The 20928-nt window shown below is 71.3% G+C and carries 23 protein-coding genes; 11 read left to right on the top strand and 12 right to left on the bottom strand.

Annotated features, from left to right (window positions below; genetic code table 11):
- Positions 1-59 precede the first annotated feature (59 nt).
- Positions 60-2159, top strand: coding sequence for an ATP-binding protein (locus BCL76_RS18600; protein ID WP_258309785.1), 2100 nt, complete (start codon positions 60-62; stop codon positions 2157-2159).
- 152 nt (positions 2160-2311) lie between these two features.
- On the opposite strand, the gene BCL76_RS18605 is transcribed toward BCL76_RS18600, so the two are convergent.
- Positions 2312-2497 carry a DUF5999 family protein gene (locus BCL76_RS18605; protein WP_030011808.1) on the bottom strand — a complete coding sequence of 62 codons (186 nt, stop codon included), beginning with the start codon at positions 2495-2497 and terminating at the stop codon, positions 2312-2314.
- Between the two features lie 155 nt (positions 2498-2652).
- Between BCL76_RS18605 and BCL76_RS18610 the strand changes: the two genes are divergently transcribed.
- Complete coding sequence (locus tag BCL76_RS18610) at positions 2653-3090, top strand: SRPBCC family protein (RefSeq protein WP_109780714.1); 438 nt, start codon at positions 2653-2655, stop codon at positions 3088-3090.
- A gap of 26 nt (positions 3091-3116) precedes the next feature.
- Here the strand turns inward: BCL76_RS18610 and BCL76_RS18615 are convergent, their stop codons facing one another.
- A complete protein-coding gene (locus BCL76_RS18615) occupies positions 3117-3692 on the bottom strand; it encodes a GNAT family N-acetyltransferase (RefSeq protein WP_109780602.1) in 576 nt (191 codons plus the stop codon).
- Positions 3693-3863: 171 nt separating this feature from the next.
- Entirely contained in the window at positions 3864-5093 is a 1230-nt protein-coding gene (locus BCL76_RS18620) for an acyl-CoA dehydrogenase family protein (RefSeq protein ID WP_109780603.1), read from the bottom strand.
- A gap of 216 nt (positions 5094-5309) precedes the next feature.
- Between BCL76_RS18620 and BCL76_RS18625 the strand changes: the two genes are divergently transcribed.
- Complete coding sequence (locus BCL76_RS18625) at positions 5310-5954, top strand: TetR family transcriptional regulator (protein WP_109780604.1); 645 nt, start codon at positions 5310-5312, stop codon at positions 5952-5954.
- Positions 5955-6161: 207 nt separating this feature from the next.
- On the opposite strand, the gene def is transcribed toward BCL76_RS18625, so the two are convergent.
- Positions 6162-6728, bottom strand: a complete 567-nt coding sequence (gene def, locus BCL76_RS18630; protein ID WP_109780605.1) for a peptide deformylase — start codon at positions 6726-6728, stop codon at positions 6162-6164.
- Between the two features lie 123 nt (positions 6729-6851).
- Here def and BCL76_RS18635 point away from each other — a divergent pair, with 123 nt between their 5' ends.
- The 6 genes from BCL76_RS18635 to BCL76_RS18655 all read left to right on the top strand — a co-directional run bounded on the left by BCL76_RS18635 (position 6852) and on the right by BCL76_RS18655 (position 12136).
- Entirely contained in the window at positions 6852-8090 is a 1239-nt protein-coding gene (locus tag BCL76_RS18635; RefSeq protein ID WP_030719064.1) for a MurT ligase domain-containing protein, read from the top strand.
- 20 nt (positions 8091-8110) lie between these two features.
- Positions 8111-8839 (top strand): type 1 glutamine amidotransferase, encoded by a 729-nt coding sequence (locus tag BCL76_RS18640; protein ID WP_030767907.1) that lies wholly within the window; start codon positions 8111-8113, stop codon positions 8837-8839.
- 216 nt (positions 8840-9055) lie between these two features.
- Positions 9056-10081, top strand: coding sequence for a 6-phosphofructokinase (locus BCL76_RS18645; RefSeq protein ID WP_030767910.1), 1026 nt, complete (start codon positions 9056-9058; stop codon positions 10079-10081).
- A gap of 105 nt (positions 10082-10186) precedes the next feature.
- Positions 10187-11149 (top strand): cytochrome c oxidase assembly protein, encoded by a 963-nt coding sequence (locus tag BCL76_RS18650; protein WP_109780606.1) that lies wholly within the window; start codon positions 10187-10189, stop codon positions 11147-11149.
- A 32-nt stretch (positions 11150-11181) separates the two neighbouring features.
- Entirely contained in the window at positions 11182-11340 is a 159-nt protein-coding gene (locus tag BCL76_RS39005; protein WP_030719054.1) for a hypothetical protein, read from the top strand.
- Positions 11341-11425: 85 nt separating this feature from the next.
- Positions 11426-12136, top strand: a complete 711-nt coding sequence (locus BCL76_RS18655; RefSeq protein ID WP_030767916.1) for a lysophospholipid acyltransferase family protein — start codon at positions 11426-11428, stop codon at positions 12134-12136.
- A gap of 36 nt (positions 12137-12172) precedes the next feature.
- Here BCL76_RS18655 and BCL76_RS18660 read toward each other — a convergent pair whose 3' ends face one another.
- The 7 genes from BCL76_RS18660 to BCL76_RS18690 all read right to left on the bottom strand — a co-directional run bounded on the left by BCL76_RS18660 (position 12173) and on the right by BCL76_RS18690 (position 18630).
- Positions 12173-13846 carry an alpha/beta hydrolase gene (locus tag BCL76_RS18660; RefSeq protein WP_109780607.1) on the bottom strand — a complete coding sequence of 558 codons (1674 nt, stop codon included), beginning with the start codon at positions 13844-13846 and terminating at the stop codon, positions 12173-12175.
- 182 nt (positions 13847-14028) lie between these two features.
- A complete protein-coding gene (locus tag BCL76_RS18665; RefSeq protein ID WP_109780715.1) occupies positions 14029-14838 on the bottom strand; it encodes an urease accessory protein UreD in 810 nt (269 codons plus the stop codon).
- Between the two features lie 20 nt (positions 14839-14858).
- On the bottom strand, positions 14859-15554 hold the full coding sequence (gene ureG, locus BCL76_RS18670) for an urease accessory protein UreG (protein WP_109780608.1): 696 nt from the start codon (positions 15552-15554) through the stop codon (positions 14859-14861).
- 28 nt (positions 15555-15582) lie between these two features.
- Positions 15583-16257, bottom strand: a complete 675-nt coding sequence (locus BCL76_RS18675; RefSeq protein WP_109780609.1) for an urease accessory protein UreF — start codon at positions 16255-16257, stop codon at positions 15583-15585.
- 28 nt (positions 16258-16285) lie between these two features.
- On the bottom strand, positions 16286-18007 hold the full coding sequence (locus tag BCL76_RS18680) for an urease subunit alpha (RefSeq protein WP_109780610.1): 1722 nt from the start codon (positions 18005-18007) through the stop codon (positions 16286-16288).
- Positions 18000-18311 carry an urease subunit beta gene (locus tag BCL76_RS18685; RefSeq protein ID WP_109780611.1) on the bottom strand — a complete coding sequence of 104 codons (312 nt, stop codon included), beginning with the start codon at positions 18309-18311 and terminating at the stop codon, positions 18000-18002. The genes BCL76_RS18680 and BCL76_RS18685 overlap by 8 nt, the downstream gene beginning before the upstream one ends.
- Before the next feature lie 16 nt (positions 18312-18327).
- Positions 18328-18630: an urease subunit gamma gene (locus BCL76_RS18690; RefSeq protein WP_030011137.1), complete on the bottom strand. Its 303-nt coding sequence runs from the start codon at positions 18628-18630 to the stop codon at positions 18328-18330.
- Between the two features lie 314 nt (positions 18631-18944).
- Between BCL76_RS18690 and BCL76_RS18695 the strand changes: the two genes are divergently transcribed.
- On the top strand, positions 18945-19337 hold the full coding sequence (locus tag BCL76_RS18695) for a VOC family protein (RefSeq protein ID WP_109780612.1): 393 nt from the start codon (positions 18945-18947) through the stop codon (positions 19335-19337).
- 60 nt (positions 19338-19397) lie between these two features.
- Here BCL76_RS18695 and BCL76_RS18700 read toward each other — a convergent pair whose 3' ends face one another.
- Positions 19398-19847, bottom strand: a complete 450-nt coding sequence (locus tag BCL76_RS18700; RefSeq protein ID WP_109780613.1) for an ATP-binding protein — start codon at positions 19845-19847, stop codon at positions 19398-19400.
- Positions 19848-20043: 196 nt separating this feature from the next.
- Here BCL76_RS18700 and BCL76_RS18705 point away from each other — a divergent pair, with 196 nt between their 5' ends.
- The gene (locus BCL76_RS18705) at positions 20044-20928 is read left to right on the top strand and encodes a helix-turn-helix domain-containing protein (RefSeq protein WP_109780614.1); all 885 of its coding nucleotides are present in this window, start codon (positions 20044-20046) and stop codon (positions 20926-20928) included.

The following is a 20928-nucleotide window of genomic DNA, read 5'->3' on the forward strand; positions in this document are numbered from 1 at the left end:
AAGACACCGATCCGGCTTGAACGGCGCGGCCGCACGGGAAGATCGCGCACAATACATCCGTGTTCGGTGAGTACTCGTTCCATGACAATCAGGCAGACTCCGCGGCCGACCATCCCGGATCGGCCCCCCGCCCGGTGCCCGGCAACCTCCCCCCGGAACCTGCGAGCTTCGTCGGCCGGGAGCACGAACTCCACCTGCTCGACGGTCTCTTGCGCGAACGAAGACTGGTCACCCTCACGGGCGTGGGCGGCGTCGGCAAGTCACGACTGGCCCTACGCGCCGTGGCTGCGGCCCGTCAGGCGCGCCCCGACGGGGTGTGGTGGGCGGAGCTGTCACCCCTGCGCGATCCGAGCCTGCTCACGGCCACCGTCGCCCACACCGTCGGCCTCGCCGACCACTCCCCGCGCCCTCCCGACGAGGAGTTGTGCGCGTGGATGGCCGACAAGGAGCTGCTCCTGGTGTTGGACACCTGTGAGCACCTGGTGGCCGACTGCCGCCATCTGGTCGGCGAACTCCTGCAGTCCGCACCCGGTTTGACGATCCTGGTCACCTCCCGCGAACCGCTCGACATGCCGACCGAGGAGGTCGTCGAGGTCCGGCCGCTGCCCTGCGAAGGGACCGACAGCGACGCCCTCGCCCTCTTCCGGGCCCGCGCCCTGGCCGCCACCCCGCAGGCGGCGGCCGTCTTCGCGGACCCCGCGCGGACCGCGGTGGCCGCCGAGGTGTGCCGGCGCCTGGACGGTATCCCGCTCGCGCTGGAACTCGCGGGCGCCCGCATGCGGTTGTGGACGCTGGAGCACATGGCCGAACGGATCGGCGAACGCTTCGAGGTGCTGTCCGACGCCCGGGCCGCGCTGCCCCGCCGGCACCGGACGATGCGGACCACGATCGGCTGGAGCCACGAACTGTGCGAGCCGGTGGAGCGGTTGCTGTGGGCCCGGCTCTCGGTCTTCACCGGTGACTTCGACATCGCGGCGGCGCGCGCCGTCTGCTCGGGCGGGCCGCTGCCCGCCGCCCGGGTGGAGCGCGTACTGGCGGGCCTCGCCGCCAAGTCCGTGGTGCTGCGGATCGAGGAACGCGGGACGGGGCCCCGCTACCGGATGCTGGACACGATCCGCGAGTACGGTCAGGACTGGCTGGCCGAGCTCGGCGAGGTGGAGATCGTCACCGACCGGCACGCCCACTGGTACGCGGCGCTCTCCCAGGCCGCCGACCGCGGCTGGATGGGCCCGGGACAGGTGGACTGGTACCGCAGGATCACCGCCGAACACGCGCAGCTGCGTACCGCCCTGGAACACCTGATCGCCGCCGACCCGACGGCGGCGCTGGAGATGGCCGGGGCGCTGTGGTTCTACTGGTTCGGGTGCGGGCACGTGCACGAGGGCCGCGGCTTCCTGGAACGGGCCCTGAGGGCGGCTCCGCATACAGGGGCCACGTACAACCAGGCCGTGTGGGCCCTCGGCCTCACCGCGCTGCTCCAGGGCGACATGTACGCGGCCCAGCAGCTCGGCGCCGAATGCACGCGCGACGCGGCCCGGCTCGCGGACCCGGAGCGGGAGCTGCGCGCGGCCTACCTGCAGGCGGTCTCCGTCCTGATGCCCGGCGACCCGGGACGGGCCCTGCGGCTGGCCGGTCCCCGGGCCCGGGCGGGCCACGGCGGACGCACCAGCGGCGCGGGCTGGCTCCTGTGCAAGCTGGCCACCGGCTACGCCCTGTGCGACCTGCGGCGTTTCGAGGAAGCGACCGAGGAGGCGCGGTCCCTGCGGGAGTCCTGCGTGGAGCTGGGCGATCGCTGGCTGCGGGCGTACGCGGACTACATCCTGGCCGTGGCGGCACTGGGCCTGGGCGATCACGGGGAGGCGGCCCGGCACGTACGGGCCATGCTCTCGGGGAAACGGCTGCTGGGCGACCGCTTCGGCATCGCGCTCGGCCTGGACCTGCTGGCCGCGGCGGTGGCCGGGCTGGGCGACGGGGAACTGGCGGCGCGGCTGCTGGGCACCGGGCACGCCTGGTGGCGCACGGTGGGCCGGCCGCAGATGGGCGGCTCGCCCTCGCTGACGGCCCTACGGGACCAGGGCGAGCGGCAGGCCCGCGCGGCGATCGGGGACGCCGCCTACGAGACGGCGTTCCTGGGCGGGGCGGCTGCGCCCACCGGCTGAGTCTCGGCCGGTGGGACTGGAGTACGGCCTAAATCCTGGGCTCCCGTCAGTACGGGAGGGGTCTGCCCGACGGTGTGCGCAGGTCCAGGTCTCGGGGGGCGGGCTTCGGGACGGGCTTACGGATCAGCTGCTGGCGCATGCTGCCTCCTCGCTCAGACCAGGGCCGGGCGGCGGGGTTCCACCGTGCGGCTGTCGGGGAGCAGTTCACCGGTGTCGTCGAAGACCACGACTCCGTTGCACAGCAGGCTCCAGCCCTGTTCGGGGTGAGAGGCCACAATGCGGGCGGCGTCGTGATCGGCGCTGTCGGCGGTCGGGCAGGGTGGCTGGTGGGAGCACATGGCGCACCTCCTCGCGAAGTGGGGCGGGAGCGCCGGTGGTCACCCGGTCGAATCCGCGATCCACGGTGGCGGTGAGTATTACTGATCGCCGCCCCCGGACGGAACCCATATTCGCCGTCCAGTTCAGGGTGTGTATGCCCGCTTACGATGCGCTCATGCCCGCTATCCGGATCATTCATCGCACGTCTTTTCCGCCGGTCGAGGCGTGGTCGATGCTCACGGACTGGGAGCGCCACGGCGCACAGGTCCCCCTCACCCGGACGATCATCGAGACGCCGTCCCCGACCCACGTCGGAACGATCTTCACAGCCCGTACGGGCGTGAGCAGGATCACATTCGACGACCGCATGGAAGTCGTCGTCTGGCGACCCCCCACGGAGGGTTCGCCGGGAGAAGTCCGGCTGGAGAAGCGCGGCCGGGCGGTGACGGGCTGGGCGGAGATCGAGATCCGCCCCCTCGCCACGGGCGGCTCGGAGGTCCACTGGCGTGAGGAACTGCGTCTGCGCGGCCTCCCCCGCGCCCTGGATCCCCTGGTCGCGGCGGCGGGCAGGCTCCTCTTCGGCCGGGCCCTGGTGCGGCTGCTGCGGCCCTGAGGGCGCGCGGGTGCGCCTCGGTGCGGTCAGGGGGCCACGGGCTCGTAGACGAATCCGTTCAGCGGTGCGAGGACCTTCCAGCCCAGCGCCTCGTAGAGCGCCCGGCCCGGGACGGTCGCGCCCAGGATGCCCACGGACGCCCCGCTCCCGGCGGCCGCGTCGGTGAGTGCGCCCATCACCACCGTCCCGAGGCCACGGCGCCGGTGTGCCGCTTCGGTGACGATCTGGTCGAAGACGCAGGCGGTACCGGCACGGGTCGAACCGGTCCGACCGCCGGCGGCCAGGTCCCCGTCGGCGCTCAGGACGCGCACGTGGACGACTCCGTCGGCGGCCTCGACGGAGACGGTGTATCCGTCCGGCACGCGCACGCGCGACGGGCGGAGATCGACGGCCATCAGGAAGCAGGGCTCGGTGGGCTCCCACGCGGACGAGAACCAAGGGTCCATCTCGCCCTGCGGGAGGAACGCCTTGACGCAGGTGGTGGGTTCGGTGATGGTGCCGATGAGATCACGGGCGGTCGCGGCATCGTTGTCGAGCAGGACGTGACGGACCACCTGGGACGGCTGTCCGGTCTCGATCCGCAACCCCCACGGCACGTCCACCGGCCTGGGCATCCCCCGACAGGCGGCCCATCCTTCGACCCACGATCGTGCGGTCTCCTGCATCGGGCCACCCCCGGGACACGTCTGCGGACATGAGGCGAGGGGGAGCCCACCGGCCGGCACCCGCCCACCGGCCCGGACCCCCCGACCACCGCACTGTACGTGGCTGTCCTAGCGGATCGGCATCCCGGAGATGGTGCGGGCGATCACCAGGCGCTGGATCTCGCTGGTGCCCTCGAAGATGGTGTAGATGGCGCTGTCCCGGTGCATGCGCTCCACCGGGTACTCACGGGTGAAGCCGTTGCCGCCGAGGATCTGGACCGCCTGGGCGGTGACCTTCTTGGCGACCTCGCTCGCGAAGAGCTTCGACATCGAGCCCTCCGCCGACTCGAACGGCCGGCCCGCGACCGCCATCCAGGACGCCCGCCACACCAGCAGCCGGGCCGCGTCGATCTGCGTCCGCATGTCGGCGAGCTGGAAGGCCACGCCCTGGTTGTCGATGATCGGGCGGCCGAACTGCGTACGGGTCTTCGCGTAGTCGAGGGCCACCTCGTACGCCGCGCGCGCGGTGCCGACGGCCATCGCGCCGACCGCCGGCCGGGAGGCCTCGAAGGTGGCCATGGCCGCGTTCTTCACCCGCTCGCCGCCGCCGCTACGGGCGCGCTCGTGGGCCCGCGCGAGGCGCTCGTCCAGCTTCTCCTTGCCGCCGAGCAGGCAGGAGCCGGGGATCCGTACGTCCTCCAGCACCACCTCGGCGGTGTGCGAGGCGCGGATGCCGTGCTTCTTGAACTTCTGGCCCTGGGACAGGCCGGGGGTGTTCGGCGGGATGATGAAGGAGGCGTGCCCCTTGGTCCCCAGCGCGGGATCGACGACCGCGACGACGATGTGGACGTTGGCGATGCCGCCGTTCGTCGCCCAGGTCTTGGTGCCGCTCAGTACCCACTCGTCCTTGGCCTGGTCGTAGACCGCGCGGGTGCGCATCGAGCCGACGTCGGAGCCGGCGTCCGGCTCGGAGGAGCAGAAGGCGGCGACCTTGACGTCGTCAGGGGTGCCGTACATCTGCGGGATCCAGGTACCGATCTGCTCCTCGGTGCCGTTGGCGACGACGCCGATGGCCGCGAGTCCGGTGCCGACGATGGACAGCGCGATGCCCGCGTCGCCCCAGAACAGCTCCTCCATCGCCATCGGGATGCCGAGGCCCGTCGGGTCGAAGAACTGCTGGGCGTAGAAGTCCAAGGAGTAGATGCCGACCTTGGCGGCCTCCTGGATGACGGGCCACGGAGTCTCTTCGCGCTCGTCCCATTCCGCGGCGGCGGGACGCATCACATCGGCGGCGAAGCCGTGGATCCAGTCCCGTACCTGCTTCTGGTCGTCGTTCAGCTCCATGGTGAACTCCGCCATGTCCCCTCCACCTGTCTGTACTCGTCCCTGCGGAAGTTACTAGCGGTAACCTACGCGAAGGCCACAGTCTGTTACCGGCGAGTAGGCACTGTCAAGCACCGCCCGCACCGGCCCTGACGCCGGCCGGGGCGACCGCGGAATCGAACGACGGGGTGTGCGGGGTGTTACGTTGCGTGGGCGTCACGCACATCGCAAGGGCGGGGAGAGAAACACGTCATGGAGACCACTCAACAGGCCGGTGAGCCGGGAGCGGCCGAACGCCGCCGGCGGGAGCTGCTCGAAGCGGCCGACCGGGTCGTGCTCAGGGACGGCCCGAAGGCCTCCATGAACGCGATCGCGGCGGAGGCCGGCATCACCAAGCCCATCCTCTACCGGCACTTCGGGGACAAGGCGGGCCTCTACCAGGCCCTCGCCGTCCGGCACACCGACGCGCTGCTCGACTCGCTACGGGCCGCGCTCGACGCCCCCGCCGAGCGGCGCGATCGGGTGGAGGCGACCCTCGACACCTACCTCGCCGCCATCGAGGCCCGCCCGCAGGTCTACCGCTTCCTCATGCACCCGGCCGAGGACTCCCACACCGCGGAACGTGGCTTCGACGTCGGCCTGCACTCGGCCCCGCTGCTGCGCCGGCTCGGCGAGGAGCTGGCCGAGGTGATCGGTGAACGGGTGGACCTCGGCCCGGGGGGCGAACGCCTCGCCCGGATCTGGGGCCACGGCATCGTCGGCATGATGCACGCGGCCGGTGACTGGTGGCTGGGCGAACGGCCCTGCGAGCGGGCGGAGCTGGTCGCGGGCCTCACCGACCTCCTCTGGGGCCGCCTGGCCACCGCCGGCAACCGCGAAGACGGCCCGGGCTTCTGACCCCGCCGAGCCACCCCCGGCTCCGCCGGCCAATCCCAGCCTCGCCGAGCCACTCCCGGCTCCGCCCGGGCAATCCCAGCCTCGCCGGGCCACTTCCGGCTCCGCCCGGGCAATCCCAGCCTCGCCGGCGTTTGAGGCGCGGGGTCTGGGGCGGAGCCCCAGGGAACCCGGCTCCGCCGGGCACCGGGCTCCGCCCGGACCCGCGCCTCAAACGCCGGCGAGGCTGGAAATGCCCTCCGCACCCCAAGGGGTCTTGCGGATGGCCCGCCGCAGGCGACGGGCCCGCAGTCCCGTCACGCGGTCCGCGTACACCGTCCCGTCGAGGTGGTCGCACTCATGCTGAAGGCACCGCGCGAAGAACCCCGTCCCCGAGATCCGCACCGCGGCCCCGTCCGAGGTGACACCTTCCACCACCGCGTGGTCGAAGCGGGCCGTACCCGCCTCCAGCCCCGGCAGGGACAGGCACCCCTCCGGCCCCAGGAACTCGTCCCCGTCGGCCGTCACCAACCGCGGGTTGACGATGTGCCCGACGTGGCGGACGTCCTCGTCGTCGGGGCAGTCGTAGACGAACACCCGCTGTCCGACGCCGATCTGGTTCGCGGCGAGCCCGACACCCTCGGCGGCGTACATCGTGGCGAACATGTCCTCGATGAGCCGGTCGAGATCCGGGCCGAATTCGGTGACTTCCGCACACGCGGAGTGGAGCACCGGATCACCCAGCAGGCTCATGGTGCGGACGAGACCGGTGGTGCCGGGAATGGGGCGCTGTCGCATGGCCGTAAGCCTACGACGGGCGACTATATGAGGAGATCCGCGGCGGGGCGGGGGCGCCGCGGTCAAGGCTCCGGCCGGTACTGGATAGGCTGGGGCCGACCGACGCAAGGAGGACAAGGGACGATGGCAGGCAACACGGAGCCGCTTTCGCCGCGGGCCAAGCTGGCCGTGACGGCGGGCAAGGCCGCGGCGGCGGTGTCGCGGGCCGCGGGACGCGGAAGCGGATCGGTGATCGGTGGCAAGGTCGCACTCAGGCTCGACCCCGATCTTCTCGGCGCGCTGGCGCAACATCTCGATGTCGTCCTCGTCTCCGCGACGAACGGCAAGACCACGACGACCCGACTGATCGCGGAGGCCCTGCGGGCCAGCGGTCCGGTCGTCTCCAACGCCCTCGGCGCCAACATGCCGGCCGGCATCACCTCCGCGCTGGCCGGTGGCTCGGACGCCAAGTACGGCGTCATCGAGGTGGACGAGAAGTACCTGGCCGGAGTGGCCCGGGACGTCACCCCCAAGGTGATCGCCCTGCTCAACCTCTCCCGCGACCAGCTGGACCGCGCCGCCGAGACCCGCATGCTCGCGGAGAAGTGGCGTGAGGGCCTCCAGGGTTCCAAGGCGGTCATCGTCGCCAACTGCGACGACCCGCTGATCGTGTGGTCCGCCTCCTCCTCGCAGAACGTGGTGTGGGTCGCGGCCGGCCAGGAGTGGAAGGACGACGCCTGGTCGTGCCCCTCCTGCGGTGGCGTCATGCAGCGCCCCGGCGACGACTGGTTCTGCGGCGAGTGCGGATTCCGACGCCCGACCCCGACCTGGGTGCTCTCCGGCGACCATGTCCTGGACCCGCACGGCTCGGCCTGGCCGATCCACCTGCAGCTGCCCGGCCGCGCCAACAAGGCCAACGCCGCGACCTCGGCCGCCGTGGCCGCCGTCTTCGGTGTTCCGCCGCAGGTCGCGCTGGAGCGGATGTACCAGGTGCAGGCCGTCGCCGGCCGTTACGACGTGGTGAACTTCCAGGGCCGTGAGCTGCGGCTGCTGCTCGCGAAGAACCCGGCGGGCTGGCTCGAAACGTTTTCGCTGATCGATCCCCCGCCGACCCCGGTGATCCTTTCGGTGAACGCGCGCGGCGCCGACGGCACCGACACCTCGTGGCTGTGGGACGTGGACTACCCGCGGCTGGCCGGTCACCCGATCTTCGTGATCGGTGACCGCAAGCTGGACCTCGCGGTCCGCCTGGAGGTCGCCGGCCTGGAGTTCCGGGTGTGCGACACCCTCGACGAGGCCGTGCAGCTCGCGCCGCCCGGACAGATCGAGCTGATCGCCAACTACACCGCCTTCCAGGACGTGCGCCGCCGCGTCGGCAACTAGTACCCATAAAGGACAAGAGCATGAGCGACAACAGCCTGCGTCTGGTGTGGGTCTACCCGGACCTGCTGAGCACGTACGGAGACCAGGGCAACGCCCTCGTGGTGGAGCGCCGGGCGCGCCAGCGCGGCCTGGACGTGCAGCGCGTGGACGTGCGCAGCGACCAGCCGATCCCCACCTCGGGCGACATCTACCTGATCGGCGGTGGCGAGGACCGGCCGCAGCGCCTGGCCGCGGAGCGCCTGCTGCGCGACGGCGGTCTGGAGCGGGCCGTCTCGAACGGGGCGATCGTCTTCTCGGTCTGCGCCGGGTACCAGATCCTCGGCAAGGAGTTCGTCAACGACCAGGGACAGCGCCAGGAGGGCCTCGGCCTGCTGGACGTCGTCACCGTGCGCGGTGAGGGCGAGCGGTGCGTCGGCGACGTCCTCGCGGACATCGACCCGCGCCTGGGCCTGCCGCAGCTGACGGGTTTCGAGAACCACCAGGGCGTGACCCACCTCGGCCCGACGGCCAAGCCGTTCGCCCGGGTGAGCATGGGCCGTGGCAACGGCACCGGTGACGGCACCGAAGGCGCGTACAACGACACGGTGTTCGGCACGTACATGCACGGTCCCGTGATGGCCCGCAACCCGCAGATCGCGGACCTGCTGCTGAAGCTGGCCCTCGATGTGAACGCGCTGCCGGCCATAGACGACCGGTGGTACGAGGCGCTGCGCGCGGAGCGCATCGCCACCGCGACGCAGCCCGCCTAGAGGCCCTGCGGAGCGCTCATCGGGGCGGCCCCGTCATCATCTGTTCGGCCCGGTTTTCCCTAGGGGGAACCGGGCCGACGTGGTTTCGTACGACGAGTGCGACCAGCATGTGGAGGATGGTTCAGTCCACCTCTCCACCGCTTGTAGGGTGGCCGTAGTTCCAACCGGACGACGTGGTCCGGTCGTCGGCCCACGTTGCAAAGGTCCGTTCCTGCCATGCGCATAGGTGTGCTCACTTCCGGTGGCGACTGCCCCGGTCTCAACGCCGTCATCCGCTCCGTCGTGCACCGTGCCGTGGTCGACCACGGCGACGAGGTCATCGGCTTCCTCGACGGCTGGAAGGGCCTGCTGGAGGCCGACTACCGCAAGCTCGACCTCGACGCCGTCGGCGGCATCCTCGCCCGCGGCGGCACCATCCTCGGCTCCTCCCGGGTCCAGCCCGCGCACCTGCGCGACGGCGTGGAGCGCGCCCGCGGCCACGTCGCGGACCTCGGCCTCGACGCGATCATCCCGATCGGCGGCGAGGGCACGCTGAAGGCCGCGAACCTGCTGTCCGAGGCCGGTCTGCCGATCGTCGGGGTCCCGAAGACCATCGACAACGACATCGCCTCCACCGACGTCACCTTCGGCTTCGACACGGCCGTCGGGGTCGCCACCGAGGCCCTGGACCGGCTGAAGACCACCGCCGAGTCCCACCAGCGCGTGATGGTCGTGGAGGTCATGGGCCGCCACACCGGCTGGATCGCCCTGCACTCCGGCATGGCGGCCGGCGCGCACGCGATCGTCGTCCCGGAGCGCCCCTTCGACATCGACGAACTGACGGCGATCGTCGGCGAGCGGTTCTCCGCGGGCAAGCGGTTCGCGATCGTCGTGGTGGCCGAGGGCGCCAAGCCGAGGCCCGGCTCGATGGACTTCGAGGAGCGCGGCAAGGACATCTACGGTCACGAGCGGTTCGCCGGCATCGGCAACCTGCTGGCCGTGGAGCTGGAGAACCGCCTGGGCAAGGAGGCCCGGCCGGTGATCCTGGGTCACGTCCAGCGTGGTGGCACGCCGACCGCGTACGACCGGGTCCTGGCCACCCGCTTCGGCTGGCACGCGGTGGAGGCGGCGCACCGCGGCGAGTTCGGCATGCTGACCGCGCTGCGCGGGACGGACATCGTGATGGTGCCGCTGTCCGAGGCCACCTCGACCCTCAAGACGGTGCCGTCCGAGCGGTACGACGAGGCGCAGACCGTTCTGTGACGTCCCCTTCTCCGACGTCCCTTTTGTGACAGGCCGCCCCCGCGCGCACCGGCGCTCGGGGGCGGCACTACTGTGGTGGGGCATCACGGTCAAGGGAGTGAACAGATGGATCACAGCGGGCACGGCATGGACATGCACATGGACATGGACCTGCCGCCGTTCACTCTCGGGCGCGGGCTGGAGTTCTCCTTCGACGCCTTCTTCCTGATCGGCTCGCTGGTCGGGCTCGCCCTGTACGGGTGGGGCGTGCTGCGGCTGCGCCGGCGCGGGGACTCCTGGCCGCTGGGCCGGACCATCGCCTTCACCGTGGGCGTGCTGACCGTGATCCTCGTGATGTGCACCAAGCTGAACGACTACGGCATGGTCATGTTCAGCGTGCACATGGTGCAGCACATGGTGATCAGCATGGTCACCCCGATCCTGGTACTGCTGGGCGCTCCGGTGACGCTGGCGCTGCGCGCGCTGCCGCCCGCCGCCCGTGGTCACAAGGGGCCGCGCGAGGTGCTGCTGATGCTGCTGCACAGCCGGTACATGAAGGTGATCACCCACCCCGCCTTCACGATCCCGATGTTCATCGCGAGCCTCTACGCGCTGTACTTCACCCCGCTCTTCGACTTCCTGATGGAGAGCCGGACCGGGCACATCGCGATGATGGTGCACTTCCTCGCCGTCGGCCTCATCTTCTTCTGGCCGATCATGGGCATCGACCCGGGCCCGCACCGGCCGGGTTACGTGATGCGGATGCTGGAGCTGTTCGCCGGCATGCCCTTCCACGCCTTCTTCGGCATCGCCCTGATGATGGCGAGCCAGCCGATGATCAAGACGTACGAGAACCCGCCGGCGTCCCTCGGCATCGACCCGCTGCTCGACCAGCAGTGGGGCGGCGGTATCGCCTGGGCCTTCAGCGAGATCCCCTCGGTCCTGGTCCTGATCGCCCTCGTCTACCAGTGGTACCACTCCGAGCAGCGGGCCGCGCGGCGGTCCGACCGGGCCGAGGACCGCAGCGGTGACAAGGAGCTGGCCGCGTACAACGCGTATCTCGCCTCGCTCCAAGCGCGTGGCCGGTAGCGCGATACCGCCTTCGCGCGCCACCATGGGGCATGACCGGATCCGTTAAGGCGATGTGCGTCATGACCTTCGCCGCTCTGGTGGCCGTCGCCGCGTATTCCGTGGCCCTCGGCAGCAACGGCTGGCTGTGGTTCGGCTGGGTGGTGCTGGGGCTGCTGACCGCCGGGATGGCCGCGACACGCAATGTCTGAGTAAGGTCCCTACCCGCCCCCTGCAACCCGCGGCTCACCGTTCGTAAAATGGTGGTGACAACGGGATATCGACAGGAGCGGCCTGGTGTTCTACCACTTGCTCAAGCACGTGTTGCTCGGCCCTCTGCTGCGGCTGCTGTTCAGACCTCGGATCGAGGGTCTGGAGAACATCCCCGCGGAAGGGGCCGCCATCGTCGCGGGCAATCACCTGTCCTTCTCCGACCACTTCCTGATGCCCGCCATCCTCAAGCGGCGGATCACCTTCCTGGCGAAGGCCGAGTACTTCACGGGCCCCGGGGTGAAGGGCCGGCTCACCGCGTTCTTCTTCCGCAGCGCCGGTCAGATCCCCGTGGACCGCTCCGGCAAGAACGCCGGACAGGCGGCCCTGCGCGAGGGCCTGGGCGTGCTGGCCAAGGACGAGCTGCTCGGGATCTATCCGGAGGGCACGCGCTCGCACGACGGGCGGCTCTACAAGGGCAAGGTCGGGGTGGCCGCGATGGCTCTGGGCGCCGGGGTGCCCGTGATCCCTTGCGCGATGGTCGGCACCTTCGAGATCCAGCCGCCCGGCAAGAAGCTCCCGAAGATCCGGCGGGTGACGATCCGCTTCGGCGAGCCGATGGAGTTCTCCCGGTACGCCGGGATGGAGGGCGAGCGCGCCGTCCTGCGGGCGGTCACCGACGAGATCATGTACGCGATCCTCGGACTGTCCGGTCAGGAGTACGTCGACCGGTACGCGGCCGAGGTCAAGGCCGAGGAGGAGGAAGAGCGGAAGAAGGCCCGGCGCACCGCGCGCTGAGCCTTCTCCCGCTCGTCCGTTCGCTACCGCCGGTCCTTACCGGACGGCGGGGAGCTCCTCCGGCGCCGGCAGGACCGAGGAGGAGGCCGGGGCGTCGGACGACAGGGACTTCGCCGCGGCCGGGGCCGGGGCCACGGGGGTGGCGTGCGGAGCGCACGTCACGTCCTTGGCATCGACCTTGCCGGTGAGCAGGTAGGTGTCCACCCGGGTGTTGATGCAGGGGTTCACCAGGCTGGTGACACCGTGCGAGCCGGCGCCCTTCTCGGTGATCAGACGCGAGCCGGCGAGGCTGCGGTGCAGCTCGACCGCGCCCTTGTACGGCGTGGCCGCGTCCCGCTCGGACTGGACGATCAGCACGGGCGGCAGCCCGCGCTCGGCGCCGACCTTGATCGGGGTGCTCTGCTTGGCCTTCCAGGTCGCGCAGGGCAGGTTCATCCAGGCGTTGGACCAGGTCAGGAACGGGTACTTCTGGTGCAGCTTGGTGTTGTCCCGGTCCCACTTGGACCAGCTGGTGGGCCACTTGGCGTCGGCGCACTCGACCGCGGTGTAGACGGCGTTGCTGTTCTCGGACGCCGCGTTGCCCTTGAGGTCCGTCATGTCCGGGGCGATGGCGTCGATCAGCGCCTGCTCGTCACCGGCCTCGTACGCGGCCCAGGTCTGGGCGACGGGCACCCAGGAGGAGTCGTAGTACGGGGCGCCCTGGAAGAAGCCGATGAGCTCGGCCGGGCCGACGACCCCGCCGAGCGGGGCGGCCTTGGCCTTGGCGCGCAGCTTCTGGTAGCGGGCCTCGACCTTGGCGCGGGTGTCGCCGAGGTGGAAGACGGCGTCGTTCTTGGCGACCCAGTCCTGCCAGTCGTTCCAGCGCATCTGGAAGGCGACGTCCTGGCCGAGGTTGGCCTCGTACCAGATGTTGTCCTGCGAGGGGTCCACCACGCTGTCGACGATCATGCGGCGCACGTGGGTCGGGAAGAGGGTCGCGTAGACCCCGCCCAGGTAGGTGCCGTAGGAGACGCCGAGGTAGTTCAGCTTCTTCTCACCGAGGCCGGCGCGGATCACGTCGAGGTCGCGCGCGGTGTTCGGCGTGGTCATGTGCGGCAGCATCTCGCCGCTGCGTTCCTTGCAGCCGTCCGCGTACTCGGCGGCGAGCTTGCGCTGGGCGCGCTTGTCGGCCTCGGAGTCCGGGACCGGGTCGGCCTTCGGGGCCTTGACGAACTCCTGCGGGTCGATGCAGGAGATCGGCGCCGAGTGGCCGACACCGCGGGGGTCGAAGCCCACGAAGTCGTAGGCCTTGGAGGTGTTGACCCACAGCGGGCTCTTGGTGGTGACGCGGCGCGGGAAGCGCATGCCGGAGCCGCCGGGGCCGCCGGGGTTGTAGACGAGCGCGCCCTGGCGCTCCTCCTTGGTGCCGGTGCTCCCGATCCGGTCGACGGCGATGTCGATGGTCTTGCCGTAGGGCTTCGCGTAGTCGAGCGGGACCTTCACCCAGCCGCACTGGATGGGCTTCTCGAAGCCCCAGTCCGCCGGGCAGTCCTTCCAGTCGATCCCGGTGCGGGCGGCGCGGGCCGCGGCGATCTGGACGCCCAGCGCCTCCGGCAGCTTGCCCTCGCTGCCGGCGGAGGCCGCTGCGGCCGGCGGGGCCAGCAGCAGGCTCGCCGCGAGTGTGCCGGTGATCAGTGTGGCGGCGCTCCCCAGCGCCGCGTTGCGTATCACGTGGTTGTTCCCCCTGCGTCAGGTGCCGCCGTGGGCGGCCGGGTTGGTCGGGTTCGGTCGTCGGCGTGCAGGGGGATCCTGTCGTCTGACCGGGACCCGGCGACAGGGCCGGATCGACTTCTTTGCCAACCCGATAACCGGAAAGGCGTGTACCGCTGAGCGGTGCCTGCTGCGTCCCGCTTTCACCACCCGTACCTACGGCAGGCCGAGTCGAGCAGCTCGCGTACCCGCAGGGCGTCCGCGGCAAGGGCCGTCACGAGGACGGCAGGACCGGCCAACGGCGTCACCGCCGCGTACTCCCCCAGGACCGCCGCGGCGGGCGGGTTCCCGCCGAAGGCCGGGTCCACTACGAGGAGTTGGCCGAGGGCCCGGTGCCCGGCCAGGCCCGCCGGCCCGTCCCAGCCGCCGGGCGCGCCGGGGCCGCAGGCGAGCTCCTGGTCCAGCAGCGGACGGCCCCCGCACTCGACGGCGAGGCGACTGCGCAGCAGGCCCGGAGGCTCCCCGGTGCGGCCCAGAACCTGCTCCTCGCGCAGCACCAGGCGTGCCGTGGGGGCGAGTCGGACCCGGGTGCGCACCCTCAGGTCGCTGCCGCGTACCGAGACCAGCGGCTCGGGCAGCCACCGCAGCGACGCCCCGTCCTCCAGGGTGAGGTGTACGTCGTACCGCGCGGGCGCGCCGGTCCGGCCGGGCAGTGCCAAGGTGGCCGCCGCCGAGGCGAAGGAGAGCCGCGCCCCGGGGCCCACGGCGGCCTCGACGGTGAGGTGGTCCCCGCCGAGCGGGGCGCTCATCGCGCCGACCAGCACGACCCCTGCTTCGGCCCGTGACGAGGAGCGGGTGCGGCGCAGCGCGAGCGGGCCCTCCCCGGCCAGCAGCGGCAGGGCGGTGCCGCCGCGTCCGTCGGCCACGGCGTGGATGCGGGCGGTGGCCCGTAGGCCCGAAGGAGGGGTCGGGGATGTCTCCTCGGTCTCCTCCGTCTCCTCGGTGTCCTCGATCTCCTCGGTGATCGCGGCGCTCACCGCGAGGACCAGGCGGCGATCCGTTCGCGCACCCAGGCGGCCACCGGGCCGACCCCTTCGGGGCCGCGCAGCGACTGGAAGGCGACGGGGAGTTCGCCGCGCTGCTCGGCGGCGTCGCGGGCCATCCGGTCGAGGTCGGAGCCGACGTGGGGGGCGAGGTCGGTCTTGTTGACGACGAGCAGGTCGGCGGTGGTCACGCCGGGTCCGCCCTTGCGGGGGATGTCGTCCCCGCCGGCCACGTCGATGACGAAGATCTGGGCATCGACGAGTCCGCGGGAGAAGGTGGCGGTGAGGTTGTCCCCGCCGGACTCGACGAGGATCAGGTCCAGTCGGCCGTTCTCCCGGAAGGCGTCCTCCAGCTCCTCCACGGCCTCCAGGTTTGCCGAGATGTCGTCGCGGATGGCGGTGTGCGGGCAGGCGCCGGTCTCGACGGCGGTGATCCGCTCGGGCGGCAGCACGGCCTCGCGCAGCAGGAACTCGGCGTCCTCGCGGGTGTAGATGTCGTTGGTGACGACCGCCATCGACAGTTCGCCGCGCAGTGCGCGGCACAGCGCGGCGACGGTGGCGGTCTTGCCGGAGCCGACGGGTCCGCCGAGTCCGATGCGCAGGGCCCGCCGGGTGCCGTCGGGGCGCAGCGGGTCGGCGCTGTGGGTGTGTCGTCGGGGGTAGGTCACGGCGTGGTCGAGGTGCATGCGGGTTCTCCTTCAGGAGGTCAGGAGCTCAGGAGGCGAAGAGGCGGACCGGCCAGCCGGCATGGACCTCCGCCGAGATGTCCAGCAGCGGCGAGGAGGCCGCGGGCAGCGCGTCCGGGCCCTGTGCGCGGGCGCGCAGCGCGGCCCGCTCCGCCCGGGCCGCGACGGCGTCCAGTTCGGGGGCGAGCCGGGCCAGGACCCCGCTCGCCTCGAAGGGGTCCAGCCCCAGCAGCCGTACGGTCGCCGTGGCGGGCCCGCCGACGCTCTCGTACGCCGCCACGTGCGCGGCGTCCAGCGGTCCGAGCCCGGCCGCCCGGGCGGTGACGCCGAGCACCACGGGCTGGTGGGCGCCGCGCGGGAACTCGGCGGCCAGGGCTTCCAGTTCGGTGGCGGGCCAGGTGGCCCGGGCGGCGCGCAGCAGCTGCCGCCCGAGCCGCCGGGCCGCGGTGCGCAGCGCGGGCGAGGGGGTACGGGCGTCGGCGGCGGCGTCGAGGACGGCCGGGTCGAGCCCGAGGGCGGCGGCCGCGGCGAGCGCGGCGGCGGTGAGGCCGGCGGTGTGCAGCCGGCCCCGGCAGAAGTCCTCCAGGGTGGCGGCGTCATGGATCCGGCCCGCCTTGCAGGCGGCCTCTGCCCCGCCGGAGTGCGCGTGGCCCCCGGCGGGGAAACGACCGTCGGCGAGGACGAGCAGCGCGGCGCGGCTCATCGTCAGGGACCTCTTCTCGGAAAAGGAATCAGAACAGGAAGTAGCGCTGGGCCATGGGAAGTTCCGCCGCGGGCGCCGGTTCCACGGCCTCGCCGTCGATGGTGACCGTGAAGGTGTCGGCGTCGACCTCGACCCTCGGCATGGCGTCGTTGCCCCGCATGTCGGCCTTGCTCAGCTTGCGGGTGCTCTCGATGGCCACGAACTGCTTGCCCAGCCCGAGGCGTTCGGGCAGTCCGTCGTCGAGCGCGGCCTGCGCGGTGAAGTTCAGCGAGTTGAGGCCGGGCGCGCGGCCGTGGCTGCCGAACATGGGCCGGGGCAGGACGGGCTGCGGGGTGGGGATGGAGGCGTTGGCGTCACCCATCTGCGCGTAGGCGATCTGGCCGCCCTTGATGACGAGTTCGGGCTTGACCCCGAAGAAGGCCGGGTTCCACAGGACCAGGTCGGCGAGCTTGCCGTTCTCGACGGAGCCGATCTCGCGGGCGAGCCCCTGGGCCACGGCGGGGTTGATCGTGTATTTGGCGACGTAGCGGCGGGCCCGGTGGTTGTCGGCGGGGCCGTCGCCGGGGAGGAAGCCGCGGCGCTTCTTCATCACGTGGGCGGTCTGCCAGGTGCGCAGGACGACCTCGCCGACCCGGCCCATGGCCTGGGAGTCGGAGGAGATGATGGAGATGGCCCCGAGGTCGTGCAGCACGTCCTCGGCGGCGATGGTCGAGGGCCGGATCCGCGATTCGGCGAAGGCGAGGTCCTCGGGGACGGCCGGGTTGAGGTGGTGGCAGACCATCAGCATGTCGAGGTGTTCCTCGACGGTGTTGACGGTGTGCGGCCGCGTGGGGTTGGTGGAGCTGGGCAGGACGTTCGGCTCGGAGACCACGGTGATGATGTCGGGCGCGTGCCCGCCGCCCGCGCCCTCGGTGTGGTACGAGTGGATGGTCCGCCCGGCGATGGCGGCGAGGGTGTCGGCGACGAATCCGGCCTCGTTGAGCGTGTCGGTGTGGATGGCGACCTGGGCGCCGGTCTCCTCGCACACCGAGAGGCAGGCGTCGATGACGGCGGGGGTGGCCCCCCAGTCCTCGTGGATCTTGAATCCGAGGGCGCCGCCGCGCAGCTGGGAGTGCATCCCCTCGCGGGACATGGTGTTGCCCTTGCCGAGCAGGCCGATGTTGACCGGGTAGGCCTCCAGGGCCGCGAACATCCGGGCCAGGTGCCAGGGCCCGGGGGTCACGGTGGTGGCCTTGGACCCTTCGGCCGGTCCGGTGCCGCCGCCGACGAGGGTGGTGATCCCGGAGGCCAGCGCCTCCTCGATGATCGTCGGGGAGATGAAGTGCACGTGGGCGTCGATGGCGCCGGCGGTGACGATCTTCCCGTTGCCGGCGATGATCTCGGTCTCGGGGCCGATGACCAGCGCGGGATCGACCCCGTCCATGGTGTCGGGGTTGCCGGCCTTGCCGATGCCGCAGATCCGGCCGTCGCGGATGCCGAGGTCGGCCTTGACGATGCCCCAGTGGTCGAGGACGACGACGCCGGTGATGACGGTGTCGGGGGCGCCCTCGGCCCGGGTGGTGCGGGCCTGTCCCATGGATTCGCGGATTACCTTGCCGCCGCCGAAGACGGCCTCGTCGCCGGCCCGCCCGGGGCCGCCGCTGAGGTCCTGCTCGATCTCGACGAAGAGGTCGGTGTCGGCGAGCCGGATCCGGTCTCCGGCGGTCGGCCCGAAGAGGTCGGCGTACACCTGGCGGGAGAGCTCAGCCATCGAGCGGCCCTCCGGTCTCGCCGCGCAGCCCCGAGACCACGCGCAGTCCACCCAGCGGTACGAGGTCCACCGCGACCGGGATACCCGGCTCGAAGCGGACGGCCGTACCGGCGGCGATGTCGAGCCGCAGCCCGCGGGCGGCGGCGCGGTCGAAGTCGAGGCCGGGGTTGGCCTCGGCGAAGTGGTAGTGGGAGCCGACCTGGACCGGCCGGTCGGCGGCGTTGAGCACGGTGAGTCGGGTGACGGGACGGCCCTCGTTGAGGAGCACCGGGCCGTCCCCGTAGGCGATTTCGCCGGGGATCATGCGGGGGTACTCCGTTTCAGACGATCGGGTCGTGGACCGTGACGAGTTTGGTGCCGTCCGGGAAGGTCGCCTCGACCTGGACGTCGTGGATCATCTCGGGGATCCCCTCCATGACCTCCTCGCGGGTCAGGACGGTGCGGCCCGAGGCCATCAGCTCGGCCACGGTCCGGCCGTCGCGGGCCCCCTCCAGGAGGTGCGACGTGATCAGCGCGATCGCCTCCGGATGATTGAGGCGGACCCCGCGCGCCCTCCGCTTCTCGGCCACGTCGGCGGCCACGTGGATGAGCAGTCTCTCCTGCTCGTGCGGTGTCAGTTGCACTCGTATCACCAAGCTTCCGGGACAAGATCGACAAGGGGCGGGGCGACCCTACCGGCCTTCAACACTTTGTTGACCTGCGCATATCCGAACCAAGCGAGTCTTGCCCAACACCGGGAAAGGCTTTCCACCCCGACCACCGACGCTTTACCGGATCATGGGTGATCATTGGCGGTCGAACGTGGCCGCCACGCTAAGCGCTGCGCTTTTCCGCCGGGTTAACCAACGTTTCAGACAGGTACCCGGTTCAACTCCGGTGCCCCACGCGCCCGATTCCGTATACGGCTCCGCACGCGGACGCCGCATCGAGGAGACAGATGTTCATCAACCCCGTCCGACACATCACCTTCGACGCCCTCGACCCCTACCGGGTCGCCGAGTTCTGGTCCGCGGTGACCGGCTACACGTTCCACCCCGACGACGTGGAAGGGGACGACGAGGTCATGCTGGAGCCGGGCGTGCCCGGGGTGCCGGCCCTGCTGTTCATCCGGGTCCCGGACGCCAAGTCCGTCAAGAACCGGGTCCACTTGGACATCCAGCCGCCCACCGGCACCCGGGACGAGACCGTCGACCGCCTGATCGGCCTGGGCGCGAAGCTCGTCGACGATCGCCGCGACGCGGACGGCGTGGCGGGCTGGGTCGTACTCGCCGACCCCGAGGGCAACGAGCTGTGCATCGAGCGCAGCGCGGGCGAACGCGGCCTCCTCTGAGCCGTCCCGGGCAGGTCGGCGGCACCGGCGATGCCGGTGGTGTCAGCGATGCCGGTGGCGTCAGCAGCCGAAGACGCTCCGTGCCGGGGCGCCGACGCTCCAGGGCAGCGCGATCCACACCGTCTTGCCGCCGTCCTCGGTCGGCGTGACCGAGAGCCGGCCGCCCGCCTCCGCCGCCAGCCAGCGGATGATGACCATGCCCCGGCCGTTGTCCTGCTGGACGGCGGCCGGGAGCCGCTTGGGCCAGCGCGGGTGGCTGTCGGTCACCCCGACCCGCAGCCACTCCTGGCGCTCCAGGCGGACGTCGACGGTGAAGGTGGGCGACCGACCGAAGGTGTGCTGCACGGCGTTGGTGGCCAGCTCCGAGACGATCAGGCGGACGCTGTCGGCGGTGTCGGCGTCATGGGGGAGTCCCCACTCGCTCAGCACCTCTGCGACATAGCGTCGGGCGGTGGCGACCGAGGCGGGATCGCTCGGCAGAGTGACGGATGCTTCCTGGTGATCTGCCATGGCGACCGTCCCTTTCCCACCGGGGCGAAAAGCCCCGGATCTGTGCTGGACGCCAGAGTGCCACCCATCGTGCCGTCACATCTGCCTTTCCCCCAAGATATGCATATATCTGTCGCTCGTTGCGGTGAACTCTGCTACGGAAGAGCGTATTTGGACGGCAGACTGGTGCGAGCTGTGCCGGTGGAAGGAGGCGGGTGTGCAGCACGGTCCCGCGGTGCGCCGACGCAAGCTCGGCGAGGAACTGCGTGCCCTACGCGACCGGTCCGGACTCACCAGTGGTGAGGCGGCCCGGATCATGGGGTGGCACCAGTCGAAGATCAGCCGCATCGAGACAGGCCGCAGCGGCGTGAAGCCGGAGGACATCCGGCTGCTCCTCGACGCCTACGGGGAGATCGTGAGCCCCGAGCAGCGCGCGCTGCTGGAGGCGCTGTCCGCCTCGGCCGCGGGCCCCGGTCCGGCGGGCGACACCGGGCGCGGGCGCCAGTGGTGGCACGACTACCGGGGGCTGTTGCCCCAGGAGTACCGGGACTTCATCAGCCTGGAGGCGGGGGCGAGGTCGGCCCGCACCGTGGAGCTGTCCGTGGTGCCGGGGCTGCTGCAGACCCCCGGATACGCGCGGGCCGTGACCCGGGCCGCGCTGGGCGGGCTGCCGGAGCCGAAGGTGGACGCTTTGGTCGAGGTACGGCTGGCCCGGCAGGCGGTGCTGCGGACCGATCCGCCGCTGGAGCTGAGCGCCGTACTGGACGAGGCGGTGCTACGCCGGCAGATCGGCGGGCCCGGGGTGATGGCCGAGCAATTGCGACACCTGGCGGAGGTGTCGAGACTGCCTCAAGTGCGCCTACAGGTACTCCCGTTCAGCGTCGGAGGGCATCTCGGCCTGACCGGACCGTTCGTTATTTTTTCTTTTCCGGACATCGCTGATCTGGATGTGGTGGTACTCGACCATTTGACGAGTAGCCTCTATCTGGAGCGGAAGGAAGACCTTGAGGCGTACGGCGCCGCGTTCCGCACCATCCAGGCGCACGCCCTCCCGCCCCAGGACTCGTCGGAACTCATCAGCTCACTCGCTGACGACGCGTAA

Source organism: Streptomyces sp. CG 926 (assembly GCF_003148825.1).
Taxonomy (GTDB): Bacteria; Actinomycetota; Actinomycetes; order Streptomycetales; family Streptomycetaceae; genus Streptomyces.

Coding starts and splice junctions, on each gene's coding strand:
- BCL76_RS18605 (WP_030011808.1), bottom strand. CDS start 2,497: ATGTGCTCCCACCAGCCACCCTGCCCGACCGCCGACAGCGCCGATCAC.
- BCL76_RS18610 (WP_109780714.1), top strand. CDS start 2,653: ATGCCCGCTATCCGGATCATTCATCGCACGTCTTTTCCGCCGGTCGAG.
- BCL76_RS18620 (WP_109780603.1), bottom strand. CDS start 5,093: ATGGCGGAGTTCACCATGGAGCTGAACGACGACCAGAAGCAGGTACGG.
- BCL76_RS18625 (WP_109780604.1), top strand. CDS start 5,310: ATGGAGACCACTCAACAGGCCGGTGAGCCGGGAGCGGCCGAACGCCGC.
- def (WP_109780605.1), bottom strand. CDS start 6,728: ATGCGACAGCGCCCCATTCCCGGCACCACCGGTCTCGTCCGCACCATG.
- BCL76_RS18635 (WP_030719064.1), top strand. CDS start 6,852: ATGGCAGGCAACACGGAGCCGCTTTCGCCGCGGGCCAAGCTGGCCGTG.
- BCL76_RS18640 (WP_030767907.1), top strand. CDS start 8,111: ATGAGCGACAACAGCCTGCGTCTGGTGTGGGTCTACCCGGACCTGCTG.
- BCL76_RS18645 (WP_030767910.1), top strand. CDS start 9,056: ATGCGCATAGGTGTGCTCACTTCCGGTGGCGACTGCCCCGGTCTCAAC.
- BCL76_RS18650 (WP_109780606.1), top strand. CDS start 10,187: ATGGATCACAGCGGGCACGGCATGGACATGCACATGGACATGGACCTG.
- BCL76_RS39005 (WP_030719054.1), top strand. CDS start 11,182: ATGACCGGATCCGTTAAGGCGATGTGCGTCATGACCTTCGCCGCTCTG.
- ureG (WP_109780608.1), bottom strand. CDS start 15,554: ATGCACCTCGACCACGCCGTGACCTACCCCCGACGACACACCCACAGC.
- BCL76_RS18675 (WP_109780609.1), bottom strand. CDS start 16,257: ATGAGCCGCGCCGCGCTGCTCGTCCTCGCCGACGGTCGTTTCCCCGCC.
- BCL76_RS18680 (WP_109780610.1), bottom strand. CDS start 18,007: ATGGCTGAGCTCTCCCGCCAGGTGTACGCCGACCTCTTCGGGCCGACC.
- BCL76_RS18685 (WP_109780611.1), bottom strand. CDS start 18,311: ATGATCCCCGGCGAAATCGCCTACGGGGACGGCCCGGTGCTCCTCAAC.
- BCL76_RS18695 (WP_109780612.1), top strand. CDS start 18,945: ATGTTCATCAACCCCGTCCGACACATCACCTTCGACGCCCTCGACCCC.
- BCL76_RS18700 (WP_109780613.1), bottom strand. CDS start 19,847: ATGGCAGATCACCAGGAAGCATCCGTCACTCTGCCGAGCGATCCCGCC.